A 17,970-nucleotide genomic window follows, 5' to 3' on the forward strand; every position below is an offset into this window, starting at 1 on the left:
ACTGCCCTGCCAGACCCGGAAATCGTTCCGCCAGCCCCGTTCCCGCCCCCCCAGTTTAAAAGAGCGGCCTGCATGTTCTCGCGATTTTTTATCGATCGACCGATTTTTGCTTCGGTCCTCTCGATCGTCATTACGCTGTGCGGTGGAATCGCTCTTTTCACTCTTCCCGTGACGCAGTATCCCGAGATCACGCCCCCGACGGTCGAAGTCTCGGCAATCTACCCGGGAGCAAATGCCCGGGTTGTTTCGGATACGGTCGCCGCCCCCATTGAGCAGCAGGTGAATGGTGTGGAAGGGATGATGTACATGTCATCCCAATGCACCAACGACGGGGCGTATTCGCTGACCGTGACATTTCGACAGGGAACTGACCTGAATCTGGCACAGGTTCTGGTGCAAAATCGTGTTGCGCTGGCACAGCCGATTCTTCCAGGGCTGGTCCAGCGACGCGGCGTCACTGTGAAGAAGAAGTCTCCCAGCGTGCTGATGATCGTCAATCTGTTTTCGCCTGACGACAGTCGCGACAACTTGTATCTCAGTAACTACGCGACCATTCAGTTGCGAGACGAGCTTTCACGACTGCCCGGGGTGGGGGATATCACATTCCTCGGACAGCGCGATTACAGCATGCGCGTCTGGATTGATCCCGAGCGACTGGCGAGTAGTGGGTTAACGACCGATGACGTCGTCCACGCGATCGAACAGCAGAACATCCAGGTCGCTGCGGGACAGATCGGCCAGCCCCCTGCGGCGAAAGACCAGGTCTTTCAATTCACCATGACAACGCTGGGACGATTGTCTGAAGACGAACAATTCTCGGACATGGTTCTGAGAACCGAAGCGGATGGTTCTTTGATCCGATTGAAGGACGTCGCACGGACAGAGCTGGGTGCGCTAGGCTACGACCAGATGTGTACTCTGAATTCGCAGCCGTCGGTCGCGTTATCCGTCTATCAATTGCCGGGATCGAATGCTCTCGGAACGGCACAGCTTGTTCGCCGCAAAATGGAGGAGCTGAAAGAACGGTTTCCTGGCGGCATTGATTACGACATCGTCTACGACACGACGCCGTTCATTCAGGAGTCTGTCAACGAAGTGTTCAACTCGTTGCGGGACGCCGTGATCCTCGTGGCCGTGGTGGTTCTTGTGTTTCTGCAGGGATGGCGTGCTGCGGTGATCCCGCTGGTCGCGGTTCCGGTTGCTGTCGTCGGTACGTTCGCGGCGATGGCCGCGTTCGGCTTCAGCCTCAATACCCTGACCCTGTTCGGCCTGGTGCTGGCGATCGGGATCGTCGTCGATGATGCCATCGTTGTGGTTGAAGCAATCGAGCGGCATCTGGAGGAAGGAGCCACCTCGCGCGAGGCCGCAATTCGCGCCATGGATGAAGTGGCGGGACCCGTTATTGCAGTCGGTCTGGTGCTGAGTGCGGTGTTCATCCCCTGTATTTTCATCACGGGGATCGTAGGTCGGTTCTTCCAGCAGTTTGCATTGACGATCGCAATTTCGACAGTGATCTCGGCGTTTAACTCGTTGACGCTCAGTCCGGCGTTGGCTGTGCTGCTGCTCAAGCCCCGATCTCCTCATGCCGGTGAACATGCAGAGGGGGCTCATGGTCATGCGACTGCCGGTGGCGGTCACGCGTCAGGAGAGGCCCTGCCCCGACTGCTCATTCTGATGATTGGTGCCTGGATCGGATACGCTTCGGGTTCCTGGGTTGCTGAGCAACTCGGAAAGGCGGGTGAGCCGATCTTTGCTTACATCTCACCGCAGTTGCTGACCGCGATTGTGGGTATCATTGTCGCGCAGATCGCTTGCGGGCTGGTAAATCGCCTGCTGGGGTGGTTCTTCCGCTGGTTCAACCTCGGATTCAATCTGGTCACCGAAGGCTATGTCGCAATCGTGGGGCTTCTGCTCCGCGCAAGCTTCGTTGTGCTGCTGGGGTATGCTGGTTTCATCTATCTCACCTACCACCTGTTTACGATTGCTCCTTCAGGGTTCATTCCCTCACAGGATAAGGGATATCTTCTGGTCAACGTCCAGTTGCCTGACTCGGCATCACTGGACAGAACCAACACGGTGATGAAAAGCATTGAAAAACTGGCGAAGCAAACCCATGGCGTGAAAGACACGATGGGAATCGCCGGTCAATCGATTGTGCTCGGTGCCAACGCACCAAACTTCGGCACGGTTTATCTCATGCTGGATGACTTCCACCATCGAGGTGATTTGACCGCGGATCAGATCGCCGACACGCTAAAAGCCTCTCTCGAGAAAGAAGTTCCGGATGCGTTGATCAACCTGTTCGGTGCTCCACCAGTGGATGGGCTGGGAACTGCCGGGGGTTTCAAAATGGTTGTTGAGGACCGCGGTGACAGCAGTGCGACCGCACTTCAGACCGTCAGTCAGCAAATCGTTGATGAAGGATCCGCGATTCCGGGGCTGACCGGGCTGTTTTCCAGTTTCCGGGCAGACACACCGTGGTTGTTCATCGATATCGATCGGCGGGCCGCCCGCAGCAAAGGGGTCTCGCTTTCCTCATTGTTTGAAGCTCTTCAGGTCGGATTTGGTTCACTTTACGTCAACGACTTTAACCGTTTCGGTCGTACCTGGCAGGTGAATGTCCAGTCGGACGCCCAGTTCCGCATGGCCCCCAAAGACCTGAAACGCGTTCTGGTTCGAAGCGAAAATCACGAACTCGTTCCCCTGGCGGCGGTCGCTTCAGTGCGAGAAATCACGGGGCCCGTCATGGTGATTCGCTACAACCTGTACCCGTCGGCCATCGTGAACGTCAACGGGGCTGCGGGAACGAGTTCGGGTCAGGTGATCGACCGAATGAATGAACTTTCCCAAAATGTCCTGCTTCCGTCGATGCGGGCAGAATGGACAGAACTGGCACTGCTTCAGCTCGAAGCAGGTAATACCGCAATGTTCGCCTTCCTGCTGGCGGTGGTACTGGTCTTCCTGGTGCTGGCGGCCCAGTATGAAAGCTGGTCGCTGCCGCTGGCTGTAATTCTGGTGGTGCCGATGTGTTTGCTCTGTTCGGTTGTCGGCGTGCTGATGGCCAACATGGATATCAACATCTTCACGCAAATTGGCTTCGTGGTGCTGGTCGGTCTGGCCTGTAAGAACGCGATTCTGATTGTGGAGTTTGCCCGGGCTCGCTGCCTCGCCGGACTTTCCCCTCGTGAAGCAACACTGGAGGCGTGTCGGCTGCGATTGCGCCCGATCATCATGACATCGTTCGCGTTCATTCTGGGGGTCGTTCCGCTGATGATCGGCAGTGGTGCCGGTTTTGAAATGCGGCAGACACTGGGGATCGCCGTGTTCGCAGGGATGCTCGGCGTCACCCTGTTCGGGATCTTCCTGACCCCTGTCTTCTTCTACGTCATTCAGTTGATGTCAGGGCCCCCGAAGGTGATCGCAGAACCCGAAGTTTCTCCCACAAGCCACGGTCCTCACGGTTCACATCCCGTAGCACCCTGATTTGATTGTTCTTCGGCAAGCGATCGGGACGGAAAGGGGCGGCTTCTGGCTAGACCCCTTACGGCCGATTACACCTCATTACCGGTGATGAGGCGGTTGCCGTGGGTGTACGTGTTTGGACGGTCGTACCCTGCCCTGTGAAGCAGCAGAAATCTCTCAAGCACGATTCGACTCGGCGGATCATTCTGGACGGGAAGCGAGTCCTCATCCCTTCGTGCTCGTGAACATCATCTGCAGCACCCGCGGTTTTCCAAAGAGTATGCGGTATGGCTCGATACGAGGCTGCCTGAGCCGGGTCTGACGCCGTTGGAGCAATTGACACCCGACTGCGTCTTCCTGGCTGCGTAATTTCGTCCCACGTCGCTGATGCCGGGTACGGATCTTCACCGTATTGGTCACGCTCTGTGCCCGCCCGCAGGCCATTTGTGACTCGATTGCAGGCCGTTTACGCATCCATAAAAGCGAAGAGCCCGACGTTCCTGGGGAACGTCGGGCTCTCGGAAGATCTGTCATCGTCCGATTTCCGCTGTGAGGGCGGAGCTTCGGGCGAGGCTCTTCAAGCGTCTGTGCGGATTACTTTCCGGCAGCGAGAGCTTGTTGAGCGGCAGCCAGCTTCGCGACGGGAACGCGACGTGGCGAGCAACTGACATAGTTCAAACCGATATCGTGGCAGAACATTACGGAAGCGGGATCACCACCGTGTTCACCACAGATACCAATCTTCAGGTCTGCTCGTGACGAACGACCGCGTTCGACACCAATCTTCATGATGTCGCCGACACCTTCCTGGTCGATCGTCTGGAACGGATCGCTTGGAATGATGTCGTGTTCACGATAGTAACCGATGAACGGGCCGTAGTCATCGCGGCTGATTGCCAGAGTGGTCTGGGTCAGGTCGTTGGTTCCAAAGCTGAAGAACTCAGCAGCGGAAGCGATCTGATCGGCCCGAACGGCAGCTCGTGGAACTTCGATCATCGTGCCGACGAGGTATTCCAGCGTGGTGCCGGTTTCCTTGAAGACCGCTTCTGCGGCAGCGCGGATGATCTTTTCCTGGTGCTTGAACTCGGTCAGGAAACCGGCGAGCGGAACCATGACTTCGGGAACAACGTTGATGCCTTCCTTCTTCACCTTGACAGCGGCTTCGAAGATCGCCCGAGCCTGCATCGCGGTGATTTCCGGATAGACGATTCCCAGACGGCAACCGCGGTGACCCAGCATCGGGTTGGCTTCGTGCAACTCGCCCACGCGTCGCTTTACAGCGTCGACCGTGCTGTTGGTCCAGCTCGCCAGTTTCTGAGCCAGGTCGGGCTGTTCTTCCAGGTGACGGTCAGAGAGGAACTCGTGCAGTGGAGGATCGAGCAGACGGATCGTCACGGGACGACCGTTCATGCTGCGGAACAATCCGGCGAAGTCTTCCCGCTGGAATGGCAGCAGCTTGGCGAGAGCTTCTTCGCGGGATTCCTTGGTTTCTGCCACGATCATGTGACGGATTTCGTCAAGGTGATCGAAGAACATGTGCTCCGTACGGCAAAGTCCAATCCCTTCGGCACCGAAGGCGATGGCTTCGTCGGCCTGGTTGGGGGTATCGGCATTGGTTCGCACTCGCAGCTTGCGGTGCTTGTCGACCCAGCCCATGAGCTGTGCGTACCGCTGGTAGGTTTCGGATTCTTCTGGCTTCAGTGTCTTCTGGACGAGTACCTGAATTACTTCGCTTGGCTTGGTTTGCACCTTGCCTTCGAAGACTTCGCCGGTGAAGCCGTCCATCGAGATGAAGTCGCCCGATTTCAGGGTCTTGCCGCCAACGTTGATCGTGTTGGTGGTGTAATCCACTTCAATGGCCGAGCAGCCGACGATACAGGCCTTACCCATCTGACGGCTGACCAGTGCAGCGTGTGAGCTGGCACCACCGGTTGCAGTCAAAATCCCCTTCGCGGCCTTCATCCCGCGCAAATCTTCGGGGCTGGTTTCTTTACGGACGAGAATGATGTCCGTGTTCGGGTTCTTCTCGTGGAACTGTTCGGCTTCGTCTGCGAACAGGCAGATCACCCCGGAAGCAGCGCCAGGACCGGCGTTGATTCCCTTCGCCAGGAAGCGGCCTTCCTTGGTGGCCGTGGCCTTCGAGGCGGGATCGAAGATGGGCTGCAGCAGCTGTGCAAGGTCGTCAGCGGGAATACGGCGTTTCTGCAGTGCTTCCTGCTCGGTGATCAGACCTTCGTTGACGAGGTCAACAGCGATACGAACCGCTGCGAAACCGGTTCGCTTGGCGTTTCGGGTCTGAAGCATGTAGACCTTGCCACGCTGAATGGTGAACTCGATGTCCTGCACTTCTTTGTAGTGCTTTTCGAGCTTCTTGCCGATTTCGTTCAATTGCTTGTACGACTCTGGCATATCGCTGGCGAGGGTTTCTTCGATTCGCTTTGGAGTACGAATCCCTGCGACAACGTCTTCGCCCTGTGCGTTGATCAGATAGTCACCGCAGAAGCCGGGGGTTCCCAGAGCACAGTCGCGGGTCAGTCCGACGCCGGTAGCGCAATCGTCACCCAGGTTACCGAAGACCATCGCTTGAACGTTGGCGGCCGTACCCCATTCGTGAGGGATGCCGTATGTTCGGCGATACACCATGGCGCGATCGTTCATCCAGCTGCCAAACACGGCACCGATCGCACCCCAGACCTGTTCCATCGGATCGGTGGGGAAGTCTTTGCCAGCGCGGGTCTTGATCAGTTGCTTGAATTCAGCGACCAACTCTTTGAGCTGTTCGACCGACAACTGTGAATCTTCCTTGACGCCGGCCTTTTCTCGCTTGTGTTCGAGAGCGACTTCAAACGGATCCCCTTCGGTCTTGTCTTTTGGCTTCAGCTCGAGCACGACGTCGCCGTACATCTGTACGAAGCGACGGTAGCTGTCCCAGGCGGATCGTTCGTTGCCGGTCTGCTTGGCCAGAGCGACAACGGTCGTGTCGTTGAGGCCGATGTTCAACACCGTGTCCATCATCCCTGGCATCGATTCCCGGGCACCGGAGCGGCATGAGAACAGCAATGGGTTAGTGGCAGAGCCGAACTCTGCACCCATGGATTTTTCGACTTTCTTGAGAGCGTCCAGGACCTGCTGCTTCAGCTCGGGTGGAAACGTCCTGTTGTTCGCGTAGTAGTAGGTGCAGACTTCGGTGGTCAGGGTGAAACCAGCGGGAACGGGCAGGCCGATACGAACCATTTCGGCCAGATTCGCACCCTTGCCTCCCAGCAGGGTTTTCATTGATGAGTCACCGTCGGCCTGACCGTCGCCGAAAAAATACACGTACTTGGTCGACATGCGAAGTCCTTCAAATGCAGGCCGCTAATGCGACCTCAGACATGGTAGATAGCGACCCGGATTCGGGTCGACTGAGCGGGACAACTGCGGCGCGAACTTTCATCGCTCATGCAACCCCCTTGTTGACGAGGCCGAAAATTAGCGATCGAACGGTCGAACTTCAAGAGAACCGATAGAATTGCTGCGACCCGATCTACCTGAAAACGTAGCTCTTTCCGTCGCATGTTTGCACTCGAATCACCTCAGGTTGATGGGTTTTGTCTGAGGTTTTCGGCAGGGCTGCCACGGCCCTGCCCTGGTGACCGGGGCGTCACTCTGCCGGCAGTCAATGTCTGCTGCTTTTAATCGCTAGGGATGTACGGACGCGGTGTCATTCGCGGTCGTGTGCCCCCCCGCCGTCGGGTTGCGTTTTGCAATGCCCCATCGACCAATTGAAGGAATTGGCGAGTGGTCATTCAGGTCGGTCGCATGTTCGCGCGAACCCCATTCTGAGGGTCGTCGGAGTGCTCGATGGAGTGCCGTGCGGATCTCGCCCCATAGGGGTGAACGGGGTGGTGAAATCGGCAACAAGATTGCGTGAATGAGGTCGCATCGCGGGTGAAGCCGGATGCTTGATGGCGATCAATCACGAATCCTGATTGCGCACTTGCGGCGTGAGCATATTTGAGGCCGAGTTGTTGGAAAACGCACCGACTGTTTCGTGGCTTTTCAGCCTGTGTGAAGTATTCTGCGTCGTTTTTCCTAGGTGCCTATGGACTTAGCACGTTTCGAGAGGCGGCCGCTGCGAAGGGTAGATTGCGGAATAGCGAGTCCGGGAAAATTTTAAGGAGAGTTACGTCGACTGGCCCTGAACGAATTTCCGTCTTCCGGTCTAATTTTTCTATGAAAAACTATCGAATCGGCGTTTCCTTTTTTGACGCAACGTGCAATAACACTTTCTATCTCCGGCGGGCAGGGGCTTGCCGGGGTAGGAAGATGAATGCCTCCTCGCCCACCGATGTTTCTTCTTGCCCGCTGTCCGAGTTTTCTCTCGCCGCGTCCAAGTAAGTCAAGTCGGGTGACGCTCCTCGGCAACCGTCATGTCCGTTTGCTCTCGTGGAACAAAAAAACTGTCGGGAAGTTTTTGATGTTGCTCTCGATGCCGCGGTTTTGTAGTCGCTGATTTGGCTTTGATCTTCCCTGTCGCAGTAAGCGGCAGCCTATGACCTGTTTCAGAGAGCCTGTATGGCTCGCAAAGGACGACGATGAGCAAGAATCTGTATGTGGGTAATTTGTCTTACAATTGTACAGCTGACGATCTGCGTGAGTTGTTCAGTCAGCACGGCAACGTTTCGTCGGCACAGGTCGTTTCAGACCGCGAAACCGGCCGATCACGTGGCTTTGGTTTCGTAGAGATGTCGGACGGTGGAGAAGCGGCGATCGGTGCACTGAACGGAGCGGAGTTCCAGGGCCGTACGCTGACAGTGAATGAAGCTCGTCCCCGTGAAAGCGGTGGCGGTGGTCGCAGCGGTGGTGGTGGCGGTTACGGCGGCGGCCGCAGCGGTGGTGGTGGTTACGGTGGCGGCGGCGGTGGCCGCAGCAGTGGTGGATACGGCGGTAACGGCGGTGGTGGTCGTTACTAAGCCGATTCGCGACTCAGTTGCTCCGTCCTGTCAATTGATTTGACAAAATTAGAAACGCCTTCCGTCCCGACCGGAAGGCGTTTTTTATTGCTTTGTCTGGGGAGTCTTTCGGTTTTGCTCGAGTCTATGCTTCCCCTTCGGGTTATTGGCGAACGATATACGCGTGTTCTGTGCTGTGTTGGGCTGAGGATGCAAAAAAACGACGAATAGAGCGAATCGCACTTCCCGCAAGGTCCGAAGATTGCTACTATTCGGGAACTTTTACGGCGAAACGTCGCGACTGTCTTACGCAGCAAGTACGTTGTCACGTGCGATTACGCATGTTTCACCCGATGTGGCATCTTTGAGTTAACTAGGGAAGTTCGTCGTACACTTACGATTTGATCGCAATTCAACGACGAAAATAAAGGACTCTTAGATGCTCCGGGAATGCACGATTCGCTCAGTTCGCTAGGGTTCATCTCAGTGGCCTCTCTGGGGTGGACCTCTCGGCGTTTCTGTTCCTTCTGGGCGTCTCACGAGGCATCTCTACTCGTTTTCTTCGCAGCGTTCTTGCAGCAGGTTCTTTCGATCAAATCCCCCGGCTTTGATTGCGCAGGATCGCTCGTTTCCCCCGATAGGTCTCGGTAGACCGTCTCCGAGATCGCACTGTTCCCTGACTGTGTTTCAATAGCATCACCATGAACCTCGAAAAAGTCCGCAACATCGGTATCTCGGCTCACATTGACTCGGGAAAAACAACTCTCACCGAACGAATTCTGTTCTACTCAGGACGAATTCACGCCATCCACGAAGTGAAGGGGAAGGACAACGTCGGCGCGACGATGGACTTCATGGATCTGGAACGTGAAAAAGGAATCACCATTGCTTCTGCTGCCACGCAGGTGAAGTGGGAAGTGAAGTTGCCAGAGGAAGCCGGTGGTGGTATCGACGACTACACCGTCAACGTGATCGACACCCCGGGCCACGTGGACTTTACCGTTGAAGTGGAGCGTTCGCTGCGCGTGCTTGACGGGGCAATCCTGGTCCTCTGCTCGGTGGGTGGCGTTCAGAGCCAGTCGCTGACCGTTGACCGCCAGATGAAGCGATACAAGGTTCCCCGTATTGCGTTCATCAACAAGATGGACCGCACGGGAGCCAATCCGGACAAGGTTATCAAGCAGATCGAAGAGAAACTGCACGTGACCCCGGTACCGCTCCAGATTCCGATGGGACGTGAGCAGGCCTTCCAGGGTGTGATCGACCTGGTCACCATGAAGGCGGTTTACTTCGATGGGGAAGACGGCGAAGACATTCGACGTGAAGCCATTCCTGAAGAATACAAGGAAAAGGCAGTCGCTGCTCGTACGCACATGCTCGAACAACTTTCACTTTACAGCGATCCTCTGATGGAGATGCTGCTCGAAGAGAAAGATCCTCCGGTCGATGAAATCCGGAAGATCATTCGTTCGGCCACGCTTGCTCAGCAGATCACTCCGGTGATGATGGGGTCGGCGTACAAGAACAAGGGTGTTCAGGAAGCTCTGGACGCTGTGACGTATTACCTCCCTTCACCGCTCGATCGCAAAATGACGGCGATTGATCAGGCGAAGAAGCCACAGTCTGATGAAGAAACTCAGGATCCGAACTGGAACCGCGTCACTCTCGATTCGGACGTCAAGAAGCCACTCGTCTGTATGGCATTCAAGACGGTCGTGGAAGAATACGGCCAGTTGACGTACACCCGTATTTACCAGGGGAAGATCGTCAAGGGGGACAGCTACATCAACACTCGAACCGGTAAAAAGGTTCGATTCGGTCGTCTCGTGCGCATGCACGCCAACGATCGGCAGGACGTTGATGTCGCCGAAGCCGGTGATATCGTGGCTCTGGTCGGTGTCGACTGCGCTTCGGGGGATACGTTCTGCGGTGATGGTGTGAGCTACTCTCTGGAAAGTATCTACGTTCCTGACGCTGTGATCCGGTTGAGCATTGAACCGGTTAAGCGAGACGGTGCTGACAAGCTGAGCAAGGCGCTTGAGCGATTCCGCCGTGAAGATCCGACCTTCCGCGTGCTGACCGACGAAGAAACCGGCCAGACGTTGATCGCCGGGATGGGCCAGTTGCACCTGGACATTTACGTCGAGCGAATCAAGCGAGAGTATGGTGTTGAGTGTGTCATCGGTCAGCCTCGCGTTGCTTACCGTGAAACTCCGACCCGCGAAGTCGAGTTCAACTACAAGCACAAGAAGCAGACCGGGGGTTCCGGACAGTACGGTCACGTGGTCGGGAAGCTGGTTCCGCTGCCCGAAGACAGTGCTATCCCCTACGAATTCGTCAACGACGTTACCGGTGGACGCATTCCGAAAGAATACATCAAGCCAATCGATGAAGGCTTCCGGCGAGCTCTCGTCAAAGGCCCGCTGTGTGAGTGTGAAGTTGTGAACGTCCAGATGATTCTGCAGGACGGTAGCTATCACGACGTCGACTCGTCCGAAATGGCGTTCGGCATCTGTGCGTTCGACTGTATGCGAGAAACCCTCAAGAAGGCCAACATTGGTCTTCTCGAGCCGATCATGAAGCTGGAAGTGGAAGTTCCGGAAGAGTTCCAGGGGAACGTCACGGGCCATATCTCCAGCAAGCGAGGTCTGGTTGGTGCGACCGAAACCAACATGGGGATTGCTACGATCGTGGCAGAAGTCCCGCTGGCCAGCATGTTCGACTACGCCAACGAACTTCGTTCGATGACGCAGGGTAAGGGAACCTTCACGATGGAATTCGCGAAGTACTCGATGCTGCCTCGAGGCCTGATGGACGAAGTCGTCGAGAAGCGAAAGAAGGACAAAGCAGAACGAGCTGCCCAGAAGTAACGGTAGCCCGCTCTGAAAAGTCTACAAATCACAGCCCGGCCTGGTTCTCCAGGTCGGGCTGTTTCCTTAAGTCAGGCCGGTTTACCTGGCCAGGAACAAGCGAACGTAATGTACGAAACGTGTCGGTAAAAAAAGTGGGGATTGCTCGTGATGAAGCAATCCCCACTCTCGCATTTATCGCTAGCGAAAGCGTCTTCGTAAACGCTCTGGTCCAGCGGAATCAACTACGAAAGGAGCCATTTCGCCGCAGCAGCAAGTTCGCCATCGGTGGAACCCGAGTAGGCCGTGACCGAAGTGGACTGTGCCGCAGAGTAGGCTTTGGTAACGACCGCCGGAAGCTGATCCCCTTCCCCGGAGACCCAGAGCGGGTGCGGTGCAACTAGTGCCAGCAGCCCCGGGATGTCACCATACCTGACCGCGCCCGGCAGCAGCATCGGGTCGTAAGCTTCTGTGATCAAAGCGAATCGGAAACCCCCTGTCCCGATAGCGACCTTATTGACCGCCGAGCCTGCCTGAAACGCGGCTGCTGCGGCGATGGGGCCCGCCGTACGCCCGCTCCCAATCACGTGAACCGCTTCCGGCTCGTACTTACTGAACCGGCAGAAGGCGATCATCGTCAGGACATCGTGGACTCGCTGCGCGAACAAGGGGTGATTGTACCCGAGCGTGTATCCCACGAATTCGCGCGGATTCTCGACTTTGCGTGCCGAGGCCAGTGACTTCTGATCAGCAAGGAATTCCCCCTGATAGAGCAGGTCAGGAATGGCCACGGCGACACCCGCGTCAAGCAGCAATTGTACCTCAGGTTTGGGAGAGCCATCATCCTTGACGAGCGAACTCTTGCCTTCATCAGTGATCCACAGGGCGACTTGCTTGTTCCAGTTCCGTGGCAGGAAGAAGTAGGTTGGAACCTCTTCGTTCTGGCCCTTCAGGCGAATCACCGAGCGGAAGCTGAGAAGTTCTTCCCCTTCGACCTTGTGCTTGTTCTCCTGCACGAATTCCTCTTTTGCAGGGAGCTTGCGGCCAATCATGACGTCCCACGCGCCACCTATGACTTCGCGGTACTTACGAAGCGATTCGGGAGAAGAGGGAACAAGGGCCGCGAATTGCGCGTCCTGATCCGCAGCCAATCCCCGGAGGATCCGCAATTCGTTTTCCACCGAGCGGGCAGGAGCGGGGTGTTCGCCGTTCCAGACGGTTAATTCTTCCTTGGTCAGCGGAACGAAGTCACGTTCCATGATCGGACTGGTCTGCCCCAGCTTCAGGTGCTTGTTAAAGAATTCATACATCATCAGCCGGCTGGGCTGGTTGTAGTTGTGCGGGAAGGCCATGTACTTCCCTTCCACATTGTCGGGGGCTCCCAGCATGCTGTAATGCTGTTTCAGTTGCGGCAGTCCCTTCGTTTCCAGCTCTCGCGTCCAGTCGTCGGCTGCGGTCATTCCCAGAGGACGCGGAGCGATCATCGCGGCGAATTCGATATTTCCCGTGTTCACGCGCAGATAGCTGGCGTTTTCACAGGTACATCCACCCTGCATCGAAGTCGAAACCATCACGGCGGGGAAGAAGGCAGCGGGACGTGGATCGAGACTTCCCAGAAGGAACGTCTGGGTTCCCCCACCGCTGGCGCCAGTCACACCGATGCGACTCGTATCCACATCGCTGAGCGAGCTGATCCAGTCCAGCGCCCGGATTGAGTTCCAGGCTTGAAGGCCCACAATATTCAGACACCGCAGCTCAGATTGAGCACTGAAGATGCCCCAGCGATCCGGCTGACTGAGTTCAGGACGCTGTTTGGCGAATCCGTGAGCGATCTCGAACGGGATCGGCCCAGAATCCGGGTATCCCAGCATGTCGTAAAGAAAAACGATGCATCCCATCCGTGCCAGTTGGACACAGCGCGCTTGCAGAGGGAATCTGCCACTGGGAATCGACTCGGCCTTGCTCTTCAGTTCCTGTTCGAATGTGGCGTCGTTGTGTTCGTAGAACCTTCCGTTGGCCCAGTGACCGTGCGGACACAATACGGCGGGCAACTTCCCGGGCTTGGGATTCTTCGGCCGGTAGAGGCTTCCTGTGCAATAGAGGCCGTCACCTGTTTCGAGGATGACGCGTTCGACCGTGAAGTCGTCGCGTTCGACTTTTCCGTGCACAACCGCGTTCAGAGGTTTTCTCGTTGGCATCGGCCAAAGCCCCAGTGCAACCTGCAACTGCCGACGGACGTATTCGGAACGCTGCTTCCATTCCTCGACGCTGGCACTCGGAGTCCAGGGGAAGTAGGCGTTGAGGTCTTTCAGTCCCCCAAGTCTCACGTCGTTTGGCAGCGTGTCTGCGGGAAGGACACGGGGGGCAGCGCCCTGGGCCACCTGTCGGACACCGACTGCGTTAGCGACAGCCACGGAGGCTGCGGCAAATTTGAGAATGGTACGACGATCGATTTTTGGGGTATCGCTCAAGGGGCGTCTCCGTAGGAATTCCATGGGCTGCAACTTCAGGGCGACATCATAGAAATCACTTGTGATAGAAATCAACAAGCACCTATGCGAGAACCCACCCCCGGGAGCCCACAGCGCAGAGCTTTCCCCCTGGCGGGTATTAGGACCGCGCGATCCTGAGACTTGGATCGCCTGATGCGGCGGCAGTTCGGCTGTTCCTCGCTGCCGTCGGGACTCAGGCAACGGGGGCCATGCCGCTCAGTCTGATGAACTGCACGTACTGGCCTGATTCCCCTGCTCTGCCAGCTTTTCGCGTGCGAGCCGCAGTTGTCCGCAGGCCGCGTCAATGTCGGCCCCCTTGCGTTTGCGGACTGTTGCGGGAATGCCGAATGACTCGAGGACTTGAACGAACTCGCCGGTTCGGGGAGCCGTCGGGGCAACAAATTCCAGCTCGGTCACACCGTTCATCGGGATCAGATTGACGTGGGCGATGCGCGACTGGAGTCGCTTCGCAAGTTGCCGTGCATGCAGTGGATCGTCGTTGACGCCCGAAAGAAGTACGTACTCGTACGTGACGCGACGTCCGGTAATTTCGAAATAGTCATCCGCGGCCTGGAGGACTGCGTCGATACCGATCTTGTCATTGACGGGAACAAGTCGAGTTCGCAGTTCGTTGTCCGGGGCGTGCAGAGAGACGGCCAGGTTATACTGCTTTCCCGAACGGGCGAGTTCTCGAATTTTCTCGGGCAAGCCGACGGTCGAGATCGTGATTCTGCGGGCCCCAAGTCCCAGCCCCCCTTTTTCATTCAGGGTATCCAGAGCGGGAATTAACGACTTCAGGTTCGCCAGGGGCTCGCCGATTCCCATGACGACCAGATTCGTGATCTGCTCCCCTTTCTTCAGCAAGCGGTCGAGCCTCAGTACCTGCTCCAGAATTTCCCCTGTCGTCAGACTGCGCTTGAGTCCCAGCAGGCCGCTCGCGCAAAAGACGCACCCCATGGCGCAGCCGACCTGAGTAGAGATGCAGATTGTCCGTCGATCGGGCTCTCGCATCAGCACGCATTCGATGAACTGGCCATCGTGCAGCTCGAGCAGCAGCTTTTCTGTTCCGTCGCGCGAGACCTGATGCTGCGCCTGGCGCGCCGGAAACAAGGAAAATTCGTCAGCCAGCGCCGCGCGCAACGTGGCCGGAACATCGTGCATCTCTGCGAAGTCACTCACCCGGCGTCCGAAGATCCAGCGGCGGATCTGTCCGGCCCGGTAGGCGGGAAAACCGTGAGCCACACACCAGTCTGCCAGCCCTGCGGCGTCGAGCTCATAAAGGCGCGTCTGGAAGGGGCGATCCGCAATTACTGGGAGGATGGACATGAAAACCCTAGACCGTTGAGAATCTCTCGACCGGCTTGACTCTTGTTGAGGATGTAGAAGTGGATTCCATTCACCCCCTGGTCGATCAATTCGCGACATTGTGCGATGGCAAATTCAACACCAATCTCGTGTTGTGCCTGTTTGTCTTCTTTCACTGCTTCCAGACGGGACGTCAGGTCGGCGGGAATTCCGGCTCCGCACATGGCGGTAATTCGCTGAATTCGAGCAAATTCCGTGATCGGCATAATCCCCGGGATCAATGGTACGTTGATGTGGGCTCGATTCAACCTGTCACGGAATCGAAAGAAGCTGTCGTTGTCGAAGAACAACTGTGTGAAGATTGCATCTGCACCATTCCTGACTTTCCGAACCAGGTTTTCGAAATCAACGTCCAGGTTGGGCGCTTCCGGATGCTTTTCCGGGTAGCCAGCGACACCGATCCCCATCTCGGGAAAGCTTTCGCGAATCAAGCTGACGAGTTCGTTAGCATATCGCAATCCCCCTTCAATTGCCTGAAAAGAGGCTTGTCCTGCAGGAGCATCACCCCGCAGAGCCATAATGTTGCGCAGTCCCTCGGCCCAGGCATAATGCAGCCATTCCGTTAACTGCTCGCGGGTACTACCCACGCAGGTGAAGTGGGCTGTGGCGGATGTTTTGAACTTCTCCTGGATCTCGCGGCACCATTCGACCGTTCGCTTGCTTGTCGAACCCCCCGCACCGTAGGTACACGAAACGAAGGCGGGGCGGAACGGGACCATTTCTGCCAGGGTCTGACGCAGCGAGTCATCCCCTTCCGCCGTCTTCGGGGGAAAGACTTCAATGGACAGCCCAAAGCGGCCACCGGCATACACGTCTTTGATTCGCATTGCACCGCTCGTCATACCCAGATTGCTCCTGCTTGTAAGATATCGATGCAGCAGATTATGCGATCACTCGCCTGGCTGCCACCATCATTTTTGTCTCAAACTTCGGAAGATCTCCAAAGGCAGGTGCCGGGTGCGAAATCTGAAAATCGCTGTCGTCACCTGCTCCGTGGATCATAGGGTTGATTCAAGAGTGAGACCGGTCGTGCGGGGATGACAGGCTCGATGTTGACGGTGCCTGCACGCACAATTTTCTGTTGATGCGTAGTCGGGGTTGCCGGTTTAGGAAGGCCGGTCGAGGAGCTTGTACATTTGTGATCTGCAGCGATGGAGATTTTTCGGATATCACTTTCCCTGGTTTAATCGCGAGACAGTAGATACCGAAGTAGCTATACTACTTGGACCAACCACGTTGACACCAACATGCTTGAATGGTCATCCTTCATCAGGGTGGGCGGCGGCTGTGGGCGAAGCGGACCGTCTCGATAAGATATTGTTGGGGCGTTCAACGTTGGATACCCCCTAAACTCAGAATGTTCAGAAGGAACGTCGATATGTCGACCGCTGAAGCGACAAAGTCCAAGACAGCCGATTCCACCAAGAGCGCGTCGAGCGCGCGTCTTCCCTACAAGGTAAAGGACATTGGGCTTGCCGATTTTGGTCGCAAGGAAATTGAAATCGCTGAAAACGAAATGCCGGGTTTGATGGCACTTCGTGAGCGCTATGGCAAGACCAAGCCCCTCAAGGGAGCTCGAATTGCCGGCTGTCTGCACATGACCATTCAGACTGCAGTGCTGATCGAAACACTGGTTGAACTGGGTGCGGACGTCACCTGGAGCAGTTGCAACATCTTCTCGACCCAGGACCATGCTGCCGCGGCAATCGCTGCTGCCGGGATTCCGGTTTACGCCTGGAAGGGGATGACCAACGAAGAATTCGACTGGTGCATTGAACAGACCCTCTACTTCCCGGACGGTCAGCCACTCAACATGATCCTCGACGACGGCGGTGACCTCACGTCGATGGTTCATCAAAAGTTTCCCGAGTTGCTTAAGGGCATCAAGGGCCTCAGCGAAGAAACCACTACCGGGGTTCATCGACTCGTTCAGATGCACGAACGTGGCGAGCTGAAGGTTCCAGCTATCAATATCAATGACTCGGTTACCAAGAGCAAATTCGACAACCTGTATGGATGTCGCGAATCGCTCGCAGACGGGATCAAGCGAGCAACCGACGTGATGCTCGCCGGCAAGGTCTGCGTCGTGGCTGGTTATGGCGATGTCGGTAAAGGCTGTGCCATCTCGATGCAGCGTTACGGCGCTCGCGTTATCGTGACGGAAATCGATCCGATTTGCGCTCTTCAGGCAGCAATGGAAGGTTTCGAAGTCACGACGATGGAAGAAGCCGCTGCGCAAGGAAACATTTTCGTCACGACCACCGGTTGCTGTGACATTGTTCGCGGCGAGCACATCGAGAAGATGCCGAACGACGCCATCATCTGTAACATCGGGCACTTCGACCTCGAAATCGATGTCGCCTGGCTGGAAGAGCAGGTCAAGAACGGCAAAGCGACCAAGGTTAACGTCAAGCCAAGCGAAGTCGGTGCTGTTGATCGTTATACCTTTAAGTCCACAGGGCACAGCGTGATCCTGCTGGCTCAGGGACGGCTCGTGAACCTCGGTTGTGCCACCGGCCATCCCTCGTTCGTGATGTCAAACAGCTTCACCAACCAGGTCCTGGCTCAGTTGGCTCTGTGGAACGACACCAGCCGCTACGCAGTCGGTGTCCACCGTCTGCCGAAAGAACTGGACGAAGAAGTCGCCCGGCTGCACCTGGAAAAGATCGGTGTCAAGCTGTCGAAGCTGTCGGAAAAGCAGGCCAAGTACCTGGGCTTGCCGATCAATGGCCCCTTCAAGCCCGACCACTACCGCTACTAATTCGGACCTGAGGCTGTGGTCAGTATTCCGTACGACATTCATTTGAAGTCGGCGACTGACCTGTGCTCATCAGGGTCGGAGTGATTATCGCAAAGTCCAGCTCATCG

At 56.5% G+C, this 17,970-nt stretch carries 8 protein-coding genes; 4 read left to right on the forward strand and 4 right to left on the reverse strand.

The genetic code is table 11. From position 1 onward, the window contains the following. Window positions 1-72: 72 nt before the first annotated feature. Window positions 73-3,483, forward strand: coding sequence for an efflux RND transporter permease subunit (locus tag ACGY09_RS21240; protein WP_397569344.1), 3,411 nt, complete (start codon window positions 73-75; stop codon window positions 3,481-3,483). A 573-nt stretch (window positions 3,484-4,056) separates the two neighbouring features. Here ACGY09_RS21240 and ppdK read toward each other — a convergent pair. Continuing rightward, window positions 4,057-6,795: a pyruvate, phosphate dikinase gene (gene ppdK / locus ACGY09_RS21245; protein WP_373652975.1), complete on the reverse strand. Its 2,739-nt coding sequence runs from the start codon at window positions 6,793-6,795 to the stop codon at window positions 4,057-4,059. A 1,244-nt stretch (window positions 6,796-8,039) separates the two neighbouring features. Here ppdK and ACGY09_RS21250 point away from each other — a divergent pair. Beyond that, window positions 8,040-8,417 carry an RNA recognition motif domain-containing protein gene (locus ACGY09_RS21250; RefSeq protein ID WP_373652974.1) on the forward strand — a complete coding sequence of 126 codons (378 nt, stop codon included), beginning with the start codon at window positions 8,040-8,042 and terminating at the stop codon, window positions 8,415-8,417. Between the two features lie 680 nt (window positions 8,418-9,097). Next, window positions 9,098-11,266 carry an elongation factor G gene (fusA, locus tag ACGY09_RS21255; RefSeq protein WP_397569345.1) on the forward strand — a complete coding sequence of 723 codons (2,169 nt, stop codon included), beginning with the start codon at window positions 9,098-9,100 and terminating at the stop codon, window positions 11,264-11,266. Between the two features lie 224 nt (window positions 11,267-11,490). Here the strand turns inward: fusA and ACGY09_RS21260 are convergent, their stop codons facing one another. The 3 genes from ACGY09_RS21260 to metF all read right to left on the reverse strand — a co-directional run bounded on the left by ACGY09_RS21260 (window position 11,491) and on the right by metF (window position 15,944). Further along, window positions 11,491-13,716 (reverse strand): dienelactone hydrolase family protein, encoded by a 2,226-nt coding sequence (locus tag ACGY09_RS21260; RefSeq protein ID WP_397569346.1) that lies wholly within the window; start codon window positions 13,714-13,716, stop codon window positions 11,491-11,493. A 237-nt stretch (window positions 13,717-13,953) separates the two neighbouring features. Next, on the reverse strand, window positions 13,954-15,063 hold the full coding sequence (gene rlmN, locus ACGY09_RS21265) for a 23S rRNA (adenine(2503)-C(2))-methyltransferase RlmN (RefSeq protein ID WP_373652971.1): 1,110 nt from the start codon (window positions 15,061-15,063) through the stop codon (window positions 13,954-13,956). Beyond that, window positions 15,045-15,944, reverse strand: coding sequence for a methylenetetrahydrofolate reductase [NAD(P)H] (metF, locus tag ACGY09_RS21270; protein WP_373652970.1), 900 nt, complete (start codon window positions 15,942-15,944; stop codon window positions 15,045-15,047). Before metF ends, rlmN begins: the two co-directional genes overlap by 19 nt. 536 nt (window positions 15,945-16,480) lie before the next feature. Between metF and ahcY the strand changes: the two genes are divergently transcribed. Next, complete coding sequence (ahcY, locus tag ACGY09_RS21275; RefSeq protein WP_373652969.1) at window positions 16,481-17,863, forward strand: adenosylhomocysteinase; 1,383 nt, start codon at window positions 16,481-16,483, stop codon at window positions 17,861-17,863. The last annotated feature ends 107 nt before the right edge of the window (window positions 17,864-17,970 follow it).

It is taken from the genome of Schlesneria sphaerica, from assembly GCF_044336245.1.
Classification (GTDB): domain Bacteria; phylum Planctomycetota; class Planctomycetia; order Planctomycetales; family Planctomycetaceae; genus Schlesneria; species Schlesneria sphaerica.